General features: G+C 71.8%; 12 protein-coding genes. 4 read left to right on the top strand and 8 right to left on the bottom strand.

Annotation, left to right across the window (positions count from 1 at the left end; all coding sequences use genetic code 11):
* Positions 1-478: methyl-accepting chemotaxis protein (locus M0P34_RS08790; RefSeq protein ID WP_291498537.1), on the top strand; the 478-nt coding region annotated here is incomplete at its 5' end.
* Between the two features lie 74 nt (positions 479-552).
* Here M0P34_RS08790 and M0P34_RS08785 read toward each other — a convergent pair.
* The 8 genes from M0P34_RS08785 to M0P34_RS08750 form a co-directional block, all read right to left on the bottom strand.
* A complete protein-coding gene (locus tag M0P34_RS08785; protein ID WP_291498536.1) occupies positions 553-1,269 on the bottom strand; it encodes an MBL fold metallo-hydrolase in 717 nt (238 codons plus the stop codon).
* Between the two features lie 91 nt (positions 1,270-1,360).
* Positions 1,361-2,134 (bottom strand): transporter substrate-binding domain-containing protein, encoded by a 774-nt coding sequence (locus M0P34_RS08780; protein ID WP_291498535.1) that lies wholly within the window; start codon positions 2,132-2,134, stop codon positions 1,361-1,363.
* A 13-nt stretch (positions 2,135-2,147) separates the two neighbouring features.
* Positions 2,148-2,744: an HD domain-containing protein gene (locus M0P34_RS08775; RefSeq protein WP_291498534.1), complete on the bottom strand. Its 597-nt coding sequence runs from the start codon at positions 2,742-2,744 to the stop codon at positions 2,148-2,150.
* Positions 2,745-2,867: 123 nt separating this feature from the next.
* Complete coding sequence (locus M0P34_RS08770; RefSeq protein ID WP_291498533.1) at positions 2,868-3,821, bottom strand: L-lactate dehydrogenase; 954 nt, start codon at positions 3,819-3,821, stop codon at positions 2,868-2,870.
* A gap of 117 nt (positions 3,822-3,938) precedes the next feature.
* Positions 3,939-4,679: an ABC transporter permease gene (locus tag M0P34_RS08765; protein WP_291498532.1), complete on the bottom strand. Its 741-nt coding sequence runs from the start codon at positions 4,677-4,679 to the stop codon at positions 3,939-3,941.
* Positions 4,676-5,665 (bottom strand): ABC transporter ATP-binding protein, encoded by a 990-nt coding sequence (locus M0P34_RS08760; protein ID WP_291498531.1) that lies wholly within the window; start codon positions 5,663-5,665, stop codon positions 4,676-4,678. The genes M0P34_RS08765 and M0P34_RS08760 overlap by 4 nt, the downstream gene beginning before the upstream one ends.
* A gap of 38 nt (positions 5,666-5,703) precedes the next feature.
* The gene (locus M0P34_RS08755) at positions 5,704-6,456 is read right to left on the bottom strand and encodes a sulfite exporter TauE/SafE family protein (RefSeq protein ID WP_291498530.1); all 753 of its coding nucleotides are present in this window, start codon (positions 6,454-6,456) and stop codon (positions 5,704-5,706) included.
* Entirely contained in the window at positions 6,453-6,797 is a 345-nt protein-coding gene (locus M0P34_RS08750) for a helix-turn-helix domain-containing protein (RefSeq protein WP_291498529.1), read from the bottom strand. The genes M0P34_RS08755 and M0P34_RS08750 overlap by 4 nt, the downstream gene beginning before the upstream one ends.
* A 1,460-nt stretch (positions 6,798-8,257) precedes the next feature.
* On the opposite strand from M0P34_RS08750, the gene M0P34_RS08745 reads away from it, so the two are divergent.
* From M0P34_RS08745 to M0P34_RS08735, 3 genes are all read left to right on the top strand, one after another.
* Positions 8,258-8,788 (top strand): helix-turn-helix transcriptional regulator, encoded by a 531-nt coding sequence (locus M0P34_RS08745; protein WP_291498528.1) that lies wholly within the window; start codon positions 8,258-8,260, stop codon positions 8,786-8,788.
* On the top strand, positions 8,785-9,573 hold the full coding sequence (locus tag M0P34_RS08740) for a TSUP family transporter (RefSeq protein WP_291498525.1): 789 nt from the start codon (positions 8,785-8,787) through the stop codon (positions 9,571-9,573). The genes M0P34_RS08745 and M0P34_RS08740 overlap by 4 nt, the downstream gene beginning before the upstream one ends.
* 208 nt (positions 9,574-9,781) lie before the next feature.
* Positions 9,782-11,564: methyl-accepting chemotaxis protein (locus M0P34_RS08735; protein WP_291498523.1), on the top strand; the 1,783-nt coding region annotated here is incomplete at its 3' end.

The raw sequence follows: 11,564 nt of genomic DNA, 5'->3' as shown, positions 1-11,564 counted from the left end.
GGCGCTGAACGCGGCCATCGAGGCGGCGCGGGCGGGCGACGCCGGGCGCGGCTTCGCCGTGGTGGCCGACGAGGTGCGCAAGCTGGCCGAGAAGACCATGACCGCCACCAAGGAGGTCGGCGATTCCATCAGGGGCATCCAGGGCGTGGCCGCCCAGAACATCGAGGGCATGCAGGCCGCCGTGCGCGACCTGGAGGAGGCCACGACCCTGGCCGACCGCTCGGGCGAGGTGCTGGAGGAGATCGTGCGGGGCACCGAGGAGAGCGCCGAGCAGATCCGCTCCATCGCCACCGCCGCCGAGGAGCAGTCCGCCGCGTCGGAGGAGATCAACCAGGCCATCGACGAGATCAACTCCATCGCCGGGGACACGGCCCGCGGCGTGACCGAGACCTCCCAGGCCCTGGGCGACCTGGCCGAGCAGGCCACGGCCCTGGCGGCCCTGGTCACCGAACTCCGGCGCGAGGGCTCCACCGTCTAGGCCCGCCGCGCCAAAGCCAGAAGGCCCTGCCCGGAGCGAACCGGGCAGGGCCTTTTGCCGTCGGGGCGCCGGGATTATCTGGCGGCGTCCAGCAGGCGGACTTCCATCTCGCCCGAGAGCAGCGAGGCGAATTTCTCGGCGTCGGCGCGGGTGCCCTCGGCCAGGCCGTAGTGCATGGGAATGGCGATCTCGGCCCGCGCGTCGCGGGCGCTGTCCGCCGCTTCGGCCACGGAGTTCATGGTGTAGGTCTGCCCCAGGGGCACCAGGGCCACGTCGCAGTCGATGGCCTGCATCTCGGGGATGCGCTCGGTGTCGCCCGCGTGGTACAGGGCCATGCCCGCGCCGCTGACGACGTAGCCCACCCATTTGTTGCTTTTGGGGTGGTACTTGGTCTTGCGGATGTTGTAGGCGGGCACGGCCTCGATGTGCACCCCGGCGACCTCGACGGACTGGCCGGGGGCCAGGTTCACGACCTCGGCCTTGTCCACCCATTTGAGCTTGGAGTTGCAGTCCCGGGTGGCGACGATGACGGTCTTGTCCGTGGAAATCTTTTTCAGGGCCTCGGGGGACAGGTGGTCCTTGTGGCTGTGGGTGATGCAGATGATATCGGCCTTGGGCGCCGTGTCGGGCAGGTCCAGGGGGTCGATGTACAGGCTGGGGCCGAAGGCCGTGGTGTGGAAGGTCGACTGGCCGTACCATGTCAGGCTGTCGGCCAGCCGCGCGGCGTCGCCGGCCAGGGCCGGAGCGCTCAGCAGCAGCAGGGCTGCCAGGGTGGCGAGAATGCGGCTCATGGGGACTCCTTGGCTGGGTTGGGGGTTCGGGGCCGGGGCCCGCAGGCCCGCTTCATAACCCGGCGCCAAGGCGGAGGAAAGAGGTCCGGCCCTACTTTTTTGCGGGCTCCGGGTCTTCCAGGCCGTAGCGCGCCAGGATGGCGCCCAGCTCGCCCGAGGCGCGCAGGGCGCGCCAGCCCTCGCTGAAAATCTGCGCCAGCTCCCGGGCCCCGGGCCGGGCCGGCGAGAAGGCCAGATACACCGGCTCGCCCTCGCCCTGGGTCCCGGCGAACCGCACGGCGTCCCTGGCGGCGAAGGTGCTCAGGAGGTTCCGCCCCACGGCCTCGTCGCTGACCACCATGTCCACCCGCCCGCAGGCGAGCATGGTGAAATTGCGCTCCAGGGCGTCGTTGCCCTGGGTGTATACGACGTTGGGCGAGCCGGGCGGCTCGGCCGTCAGGGCGGCGAAACCCTCGCCGTAGTCGTAGTCCGTGATGAGGGCCACGCGCAGCCCGCGCAGGGACTCGGGGCCGAGATAGGTCCAGGGCATGTCGGCGCGTACGAAAAAGGCGTTGTCGGAATGGCCGAGCCCCTCGTCGGGGAAGATGAAGTCCGGCGCCTCGGCGCGCGAGGCGCCGATGATGGCGTCGATGCGCCCGGCGCGGGCCTCGGCCTGGGCGCGGGCCCAGGGCAGGACCTGGTAGTCCACGCCCAGCCCGGCCCGGGCGAAGATCAGCCGGGCGGCCTCCACGGCGAAGCCCTCGCGCTGCGCACCGGGGGCGCAGTTGTAAGGGCACCAGGGGTCGGCGGCGATGATGATCTCGCGGGCCAGGGCCGGGGAGGACAGGGCGGCCAGCAGGGTCAGGGTCCACAGGACGGTTTTCATGGCGCCCGCCCGCTCATGGCTTGAGGTCTCCGCTGGCGCAGGCGTCGTCGAGGACGGCCTGGACCACGGGCCATAGCGCGGGCATCCCCTGGCGGATGGGCGCCATGCGTCGTTCGACCTGGGGGCGCGAGATGTCGTGCAGCCGCCAGGTGCCGCCCTGGGTGTTGCGGTTCTGGAAGAGCACCTGGAAGCGGTCCAGGGAGTTGGCGAAGCGGGCCTCGGGGGTCTGCCCGGCCTCGAATTCCTCCCACAGGGCGCGCAGGGGGGCGGCCTGTTCCGGGGGCAGCAGGCCGAAGATGCGCCCGGCGGCGGCGCGTTCGCGCTCGGCCTTGTGGCCGTTGGCGGCCTCGTCGTAGCAGAAGGTGTCCCCGGCGTCGATTTCGACCACGTCGTGCAGCAGGAGCATGGTCACGACGCGGGCCACATCCACGGGGGCCCCGGCGTATTCGGCCAGCACCACGGCCATGAGCGCCGTATGCCACGAGTGCTCGGCGCTGTTTTCGCGGCGCGAGCCGTCCATGACGAGGTTGCGCCGCTGGATGCCCTTGAGGGCGTCCAGGGTTTCGATGAAGGCTATCTGGCCTTCGATTCGTTCAGATTCAAGAGGCATTTCTTGGTTGAGGGTCCCGGAAGGGCCTGTATAGGCCGGGGCGGGGCGTCTTGGCAAGCCGGAAGCTCGGCGCGCCGCGCGGGCCCGGGGCCCGCGCGGCGCGTTTTGCGGGCGCCTGGGGGGTCAGGCCGGGGCGCCCAGGCTGGCGTCGGTCTGCAACAGCACGGCGGCGCTGGCCTCCAGGGCCTTGCGCTCGTCCTCGGCCAGGGGCGAGTCGGCGATCATCTCGATGCCGTCCTCGCCGATGACGCACGGCAGGGACAGGCTGACATCGGGCAGCCCGTAGAGCCCCTTCACCGCCGTGGAGACGGTCAGCACGCTTTTCTCGTCGCGCACGATGGCCTCCACGATGCGGCACAGGGCCACGCCCACGGCGTAGGCCGTGGAGCCCTTGCGGGCGATGATCTCGTAGGCCGCGCGGCGCACGCCGCTTTGAATCCGCTCGCGGAAGGCGGCGTCGTAGGTCACGCCGCGCCCGGCGCAGAAGTCGGCCAGGGGGATGCCCGAGACGTTGGCCCGGCTCCAGACGGCCAGCTCCGAGTCGCCGTGCTCGCCGATGATATGCGCGTGGACGCCGCGCACGTCCACATGCAGCTCTCCGGCCAGCATCTGGCGCAGGCGCGAGCTGTCCAGCACCGTGCCCGAGCCCATGACCCGCGAGGCCGGGAAGCCCGTCTGGGCCAGCAGGCGGTGGGTCAGCACGTCCACGGGGTTGGTGGCCACGATGAGGATGGGCGCCTCGCCCAGCTCCATGAGCCCGGAGGCGATGGAGTGGACCACCCGGGCGTTGTTCTCCAGCAGTTCCAGGCGCGTCTGCCCGGGCTTTTGCCCGGCTCCGGCGGTGATGACCACGATGTCCGCGCCCTTGCAGACCTCGTAGCCTCCGGAGCGGATGTTCATGGGCCCGATGAGGGGCAGGCCGTGGCGCAGGTCCATGGCCTCGCCCTCGGCGCGGTCGGCGTCCACGTCCACCACGGCGATTTCGTTGACCAGGCGCTTGAGGGACAGGGCGTAGGCGAAGGTGGCGCCCACGCGGCCCATGCCGATTATGGCGACTTTGGCTCGTTTGCTCTTCATGGCGATTCTCCCGGAAAGGTCTGTGGGACAAGGCATGACACCATATTCCCAAGCTAGCACGGGCCTGGGGCGCGGGCAAGGGATTCCGGGCGGGGGCGGCCGGGCTGCGGGCCGGGGTCAGGCTATCCAGCGGCGGCGGATGTTGCGCAGGCTCAGGCCGAAGAGCAGGGCGCAGAAAGCGGCCAGAGCTCCCAGGTCCAGGGCCAGGGGCATGGTGGCGGCGCCCAGCACGGTGCCCCGGATGGCGTCGGCGCCATAGGTCAGCGGCAGGGCGTAGGACAGGGGCTGGAGCAGCGCGGGCAGGCGCTCGATGGGAAAAAACAGCCCGCACAGGAAAAGCATGGGAAAGCGCAGGAAGTTGGAGAAGGTCTGGGCCTCGAAGACCTCGCTCACGGCCACGGCGATGAACAGCCCCAGGAAGGCCGAGGACACGGCGACCAGGAGCACCGTGGCCGTGAAGGCGCCCCAGGCGACCAAGGGCAGGTCTGCGACGAACAGCGCGGCCAGGCCCAGGGGCACGAAGGCGTTGACCATGCCGAAGAAGATGGCTCCGCCGGTCTTGGCCAGCATGAGCACCTCCAGGGGGATGGGCGCCAGGAGCAGGCGCTCGAAGGAGCGGTGCTTCTTTTCGAAGGTCACGGTCACGGCCAGCATGGATGTCGTGCCGAAAAGCACGGACACGGCCACCAGCCCCGGCAGCAGGGCGGCCACGTCGTCCAGCCCGCCGCCCGAGCGCACCAGGAACATGCCCGTCCAGACCAGGGGGAAGAGCAGCCCCCAGCTCACGTTGGGTGGCTTGAGGTAGTAGGTGCGCATGTCCTTGAGCAGAATGTTCCAGAAGGCGATCCAGGTTTTCATGCGTTGCCTCCTTTGCCGCCGCTGTTCCCGTTGCCCTTGTCCGCGCCCAGGGCCCCAGCTTCCAGCCCGGTGACGCGTATGAACACGTCCTCCAGGGTCGGGCGCGCCCGGCGGGCCTCCAGTACGCGGACGCCCCGCTCGTCCAGGTGACGCACCAGCGGTGCCACAGGGATGGGAGTGTGGGCCTCCACACGCATCCGGTCCGGCTCCAGCAGCGGGAACTCCAGGCCCGGGAAGGCCCGGGGGAGGGCGGCGGCGGTGGCCGCGTCCAGCCCCGCGCAGGCGACGAGCAGGGCGTGGCGGTCGCGTACGGGCTCCAGCAGGGCGTCCACCGTGTCCTCGCGCACCACGCGCCCGGCGACGATGAAGGCCACCCGGTCGCACAGTCGCTCGGCCTCCTCGATGTGGTGTGTGGTCAGGAAGACGGTGGTGCCTTTGCCGCGCAAGGTGGCGATCATCTGGCGCAATTGGCGCGCGCTGGCCACGTCGATGCCCGAGGTCGGTTCGTCCAGAAAGAGGATGGGCGGGCGGTGAATGATGCCCGCCGCCACGGTTAGGCGTCGCTTCATGCCCTTGGAATAGCCGCCGAACCTGCGGTCTCCGGCCCCGGTCAGGCCGAAGGCGTCCAGCAGTTCGCGGGCTCGGGCCCGGCGCTCGGTCCGGTCGATGCCGTAGAGCGCGGCGCAAAAGCATAGGTTCTCGAAGCCGGTCAGTTCGGGGTAGAGGTTGCTTTCGTCGGGCACGACGCCGATGCGGTCCTGGGCGGCGCGGGGCCGGGTCGTGCAATCCAGCCCGTCGATGCGGATGGTGCCGGTGTCGGGCCGGGCCAGGCCGGTGAGCATGGTGATGGTCGTGGTCTTGCCTGCGCCGTTGGGGCCCAGGAAGCCGAACAGTGCGCCCTGGGGCACGGCCAGGGAGATGCCCGCAACGGCCGTCACGGAGTCGAAGCGCTTGGTGAGATTCTCCACCACGATGGCGTGGGTCATGACCCGGTGGCTCCCCGGCCCCGCGCGGGGCCTTACGGTTACAGAAGCCGGGCCAGCAGCCCGAGGCTCATGGCCAGAAGCGTCAGGCTGAAGACCAGGCGCACGGCGCGCCCGTGCAGGCGGTGGGCCATGAGCCGGGCCCCGGCCAGCCCGCCCAGGGCGCAGGCCCCGGCCGCGGGCAGCACGAAGGCCCAGTCCACGGCGGACAGGGAGGCGTAGCCCGCAAAGCCCGTGAGGGACGAGAAGCAGACGATGAAGGTCGAGGACGCGGCGGCGGTGCGGACGGGCACCCCCAGGACGTGGACCAGCAGCGGCACGATGAACACCCCGCCGCCGATGCCCAGCAGCCCGCCCAGCAGCCCGGTGCAGGCGCCGATGGCCGCGCCGCCGAGCATGCGCGCGCGGCGCGGGGCGCGGGGCTCCTCCTCGGCGCGCGGCGGCAGGAGCATGACCGCCCCGGCCAGGGTCAGGATGGTCGCCAGGACGGCCAGGAAGACCCCGGGCGGCAGGCGCAGGTTCAGCCCGGCGCCCAGGGGCGCGGTCAGGCTGGAGGCGGCGATGAGCGGCAGGCCCAGGGCGTAGTCCACCATGCCCCGGCGGGCGTAGGTCCAGGCGGCGGCCCCGGCGGCCACGAGATTCAGCAGCAGCGCCGCCGAGGCGGCCCCGGCCTGGGGCAGGCCCAGGAGCACGAACAGCGGCGAGAAAATCAGCCCGCCGCCCAGGCCGACCATGGTCAGGACCATGGCGATGAAGAACACGGCGGGCAGCAGGGTCAGGGCCAGGGGCGTCACGGGGCGCTCCCGGGGGGCGGGGGCCCTTCGCCGGGTCCGGAGCCGGGCGCGGCCGGGGGCGCCAGCAGCTCGGCGGCCAACCGCCCCCAGGCGGCCAGGGTGCGCTCATTCAATTGATAATGCACATGGTAGCCGCGTTTTTCGGCGCGCACGAGGTCGGCCTCGCGCAGGACGCGCAGGTGCTGCGAAACCGCCGCAGGCGTCACGCCCAGGTTCGCGGACAGGGCGTTGACGCACAGGGTCCGCCCGCGCAGCAGCTCCAGCAGCCGCAGGCGCGTCTGTACCGAAAGAATCTTGAACATCCGCGCCGCCTGGGGCGCGTGGAGCATGACCGGACGCATCGGCGGGACTCCGCGTGGAGCACGCCCCGACCCGGGGCGCTGATTAAGTGTTTGCGCGAATACTTAAATGGAATGCCGGGCAGCGTCAAGCGGGTTGGGGAAGCGGAATGCCCCTCCCCGGGGCGGCGCGGCCGGGCGCCGGGATTTCGGCGCCACAACCGCCCCCCGCGCCCCGGGAGAGGGCGGCCCGGGGTACAGTGCCACGCCCACGCCCGGGAGAGGGTGCCGGCCGGGATCGAGGGCGAGGACTTCGGAGCGCAGGCCACGCCCGCGCCCGGGAGAGGGTGCCGGGGTACAGGGGCCACACCCACGCCGGGGCCGCCCCCCCCGTGCCCGGGGGAGGGGGCCAGTTCGCCCAAATGTATCGCGACTACATGTCGGCAGCCCCCTGGGCCCGGGGAGAGGGCGCCGAGGTGCAGTGCCACGCCACGCCCGGGGAGAGGGGCTGGGGTACAGAGGCCATGCCCACGCCGGGGCCGCCCCCTGCTCCCGGGGGAGAGGGCCGATGCGTCCGTCGTCCATGAGGTCGGCGTACGGCCGCCCCCTGCTCCCGGGGGAGAGGGGGCGAAGGTCGACTTGTACAATCTTTTGAGGAGGCCGCCCCTGCGCCCGGGGAGAGGGGACGTGCGCGACGAAGGCCCAAGGCTGGACCGGCCGCCCCCCGCGCCCGGGGGAGGGGGGCCACCGGACCCTGCGCCGGGTACTGTTCCTGAGCCGCCCCCCGCGCTCGGGGAGAGGGGGCCCGTTCGCCCAGATGTACCGCGACTGCATGACGGCCGCCCCCGCGCCCGGGGGGTAGGACGGGGCAGGGCGTGCCTCTTCTGGCCGCGCAGGCGCCGCCCCCGCGCCCGGGGGGGAGGACAGCCTCAAGGCTCGCCTTGTTTATTGCAACATCTCTGCACCCAGGGGGCTGCGCCAGGGCTCCACCCCCACCCGGGCAGCCCCGGTGCGGCGGGCCGGGGGGTGGCGGCGGGCCGGGGGAGGGCTCGAAGCTTCGCGCCGGGCTGGCCAACCCCCGGGGGCGTTCCTGCGGGAGTTGAAGGGTTGGTTGTCCAATTCCCGGGCCCGGCCCGTCCTCGCGGCGCCCCCGCTCAGGTCGGCCATCTGGGCGCGCTGAAAAGCTCCGGCCCCTCGGACTGGTAGGCTCCGCGGGGTCGGCGGGGCAAACCTGAAACGGTCGGCCGCGTTCACGGACGGAAGTATTCCCCCCGTTGCCGGTTGCATGGAGCCGGTGCCTCGCGCCCCGGCGCGGCGGGCCGGGGGATGGCCCGAAGCATCGCGCCCGGGCTGGCCAAGCCCCGGGGGGGCTCTGGTCAGGGGGCATGCTGCGCCCCGGGGGCCGCGCCAGCCCCCGGGACGCAGCCATTTTCCGAGGCCGCGCGCAGCGGTCCGGGCATTGCCTTGACATGGTATTGTAACCGATTATGGTTATCGTAATAGAAATCGGAATCGGAGGGAACATGGACGCCACGGACCACAAGGCCCTGCAGCGGGAGATCCTGCTCGGGTTCTGGAAGGTGCATATCCTGCTCCACGCCGCCGAGGGGCCGGTGGTGGGGCAGTGGATGCTCCGGGAATTGCGCGCTCACGGCTACGAGGTCAGCCCCGGGACGCTCTATCCCTTGCTGCACCGCATGGAGAGGCTGGGCTGGCTGTGCTGCGATGGGCCCGAGGGGGCGGGCCCCAAGGCCAGGCGACCGCTGCGGGCCACGGCCCGGGGCCGCGAGGTGCTGGGCGCGGCCCTGCGCCAGCTGGGCGAGCTGCGGGCCGAGGCGGGCGAGGCCGCCGGGCCGGAGCCGGGACACGGGGGACGGGGCACCGCCGCGCACTGCCCGGACTCCGGAGCTGGCGGTCCGGCTTCCCTGACCGACGCGTCCGTCCCCCCGCGTCCGGCTGCCCCTGCCGCTCCGGGCCTCCCGGGAAACCGGGCGCCCGGCGCCGCCACAATCCACTCCGCCCCGGATTTCCGGGACAGAAAGGAGCATTCATGACCGCCATCCTCACCGTCAGCCTGGCCGCTCTGGGCGCCGCCGGGTTGACCCTGTATTCGGGCTTCGGCCTGGGCACGCTGCTGCTGCCCGTGTTCGCCCTGTTCCTGCCCGTGGAGGCCGCCGTGGGGGCCACGGCCCTGGTCCACGGGGCCAACAACGCCTTCAAGGCCGCCCTGGTGGGCCGCCTGGCGGACCGCGACCTGGTGCTGCGTTTCGGCCTGCCCGCCGTGCTGGCGGCCTTCGCCGGGGCGGCGGCCCTGGGCTGGGTGGCCCATTTCGAGGCCGTGGCGCGCTACGAGCTGTTCGGGCGCGAGGCGACGGTCACGCCGCTCAAGCTGGCCATGGCCGGGCTCATGGCCGCCTTCGCGCTGCTGGAGTTTTCCCCGCGCCTGCGCCGCCTGCGTTTTTCGCGGCGCTGGCTTGTGCCCGGCGGGTTGCTGTCGGGGTTCTTTGGCGGTTTTTCCGGGCACCAGGGCGCCCTGCGCTCGGCCTTCCTGGTCAAGGTCGGCGTGTCCACCGAGGCATTCGTGGGCACCAACGCCGTCATCGGCCTGCTGGTGGACCTGGCGCGGCTGGCGGTCTACGGCGGGCTGCTGGCCGGGTCCGGCGGGGCGGCCCTGGCCGGGGGGCGCTGGCCCCTGGTCCTGGCCGGGACGCTGGCGGCCTTCGCCGGGGTGCTCCTGGCCCGGCGCTTCCTGCACAAGGTGACCATGTCCGCCGTGCAGGCGCTCACCGGCGCCATGCTCCTGGCCGTCGCCCTGGCCCTGGGCTCCGGGCTGATCTGAGCGGGCGGCGCCTCGCGGCTGCGCATCCGGGCCGCGTGGCCGGAGTGACCGCTTTTTTTCGTGCCCGCATTGCCGCGGGGGCACAGATGCGCTAGGCTGATGCATACCGGCAAATCCATCGACCTTCCGCCGCCCTCCGTGCCGGGGCGAGGGCGGGACCCGGGCCGGAGCGGTCCGGGTCGGTTACGTCATGCAGAGAGGATCGTTCATGAAGACAGGGATTACCCTCAAGACGAAGATGATAGTGTTCTGCCTGCTCATCGGCCTGCTCCCGCTGGCCTTCATGGGTGTCTATGCCTACCGGACGGCGGCCCGGAGCCTCGATGAGGGCTTCTTCGCCCAGCTGACCTCCCTGCGCGAGGTCAAGGGACATGCGGCTTCGGAGATAGTGGCCTCCTGGCGGGGCGACATGGCGGCCTTTTCGCGGTCGCAGGCGGCTGGCGACGCCCTGCAGCGGCTGGAAGCCTTCGCCGACGGGCCGGCCGGGATGCGGGGCGGGCGGGTGGCCATCGAGACGCCCGAATACCGCGAGCTGCACAAGCGCGGACTGCGCGACTTCGATTTCTGGGTTCGCGAGAAGGGCTATTACGACGCCTTCATCCTCGACGGGGCGGGACGCGTGTTGTTCACCGTGGCCCAGGAGCCCGACCTCGGCCAGGACGTGTCGGGCGGCGAGCTGTCCTCCAGCGGCCTGGGCCGGGCCTGGAAGGAAGCCATGCGCGGCGGCTTCGCCTTTGTCGATTTCGAGCCCTACGCGCCCTCCAACGGTGCCCCGGCCGCCTTCGTCGCCGCGCCCATCGAGAACGGCGGCGCCGTGACGGGGGTGGCCGTGCTCCAGGTGCCCCTGGACAAGATCAACGCCCTGATGCACCTGCGCGACGGGCTGGGCCAGACGGGCGAGACCTACCTGGTCGGGCCCGACAAGCTCATGCGCTCGGATTCGTACCTCGACCGCGAGAATCGTTCCGTGGTCGCCTCGTTCAGGAACCCCGCGCGCGGGACCGTGGATACCGAGGCGTCCCGCCAGGCCCTGGCGGGCAGCTCGGGCACGCGCATCACCCCGGACTACAACGGCAACCCGGTACTGTCGTCCTACGCGCCCCTGGATGTCTTCGGCACGAAGTGGGCCATCATCGCCGAGATCGACGCGGCCGAGGTTTTCGCCCCGGTGTACGCCCTGCGCAACGCCATGCTCGTGGCCGGGGCGCTGGTGCTGTTGCTGGTCGTGGCCTGTACGCTGTATATCCTGCGCCGCGAGCTGCTCCGGCCCCTGGGCAGCATCCAGGCCTTCGCGGGCGAGGTGGCCGCGGGCAACCTGGACGCCTCGGCCCAGGGAACCTTCAAGGCGGAAATCGCCCAGCTGCATTCCTCCATCTCCGTGATGGTCGGCGCCCTGAAGGAGAAGATGGGCGAGGCCGAGGCCAAGAGCCGCGAGGCCGGGGAACAGGCGGCCAGGGCCCAGGCGGCCCTGGGCGAGGCCGAGGAGCAGCAGCGCAAGGTCGCGACGCTGCTCGAACGGATGAAGACCATCGCCAAGCAGGCCGACGGCATCTCGGCGCGGGTGTCGTCCGCGTCGGAGGAGCTGACGGCCCAGGTGGAGCAGGTGGGCGCCGGGGCGGCCGTCCAGCGCGACAGGATGCAGGAGACGGCCACGGCCATGGAGCAGATCAGCGCCACGGTCATGGAGGTGGCCCGCAACTCGGGCAACGCGGCGGAAAGCTCGGGCACCGCCAAGAACAGGGCCACCGAGGGCGCCGCCGTGGTCCAGGAGGCCGTGGCCGCCATCGCCGAGGTCAACCGCATGGCCTCGACGCTCAAGGAGAACATGCGCGGACTGGGCCAGCAGGCCGAGTCCATCGGCCAGGTGCTGACGGTGATCACCGACATCGCCGACCAGACGAACCTGCTGGCGCTGAACGCGGCCATCGAGGCGGCGCGGGCGGGCGACGCCGGGCGCGGCTTCGCCGTGGTGGCCGACGAGGTGCGCAAGC

Source organism: Desulfocurvus sp. (assembly GCF_023230885.1).
In the GTDB taxonomy this organism is placed as follows: domain Bacteria; phylum Desulfobacterota; class Desulfovibrionia; order Desulfovibrionales; family Desulfovibrionaceae; genus Desulfocurvus.
This window is presented reverse-complemented; position numbering and strand designations above follow the sequence as displayed.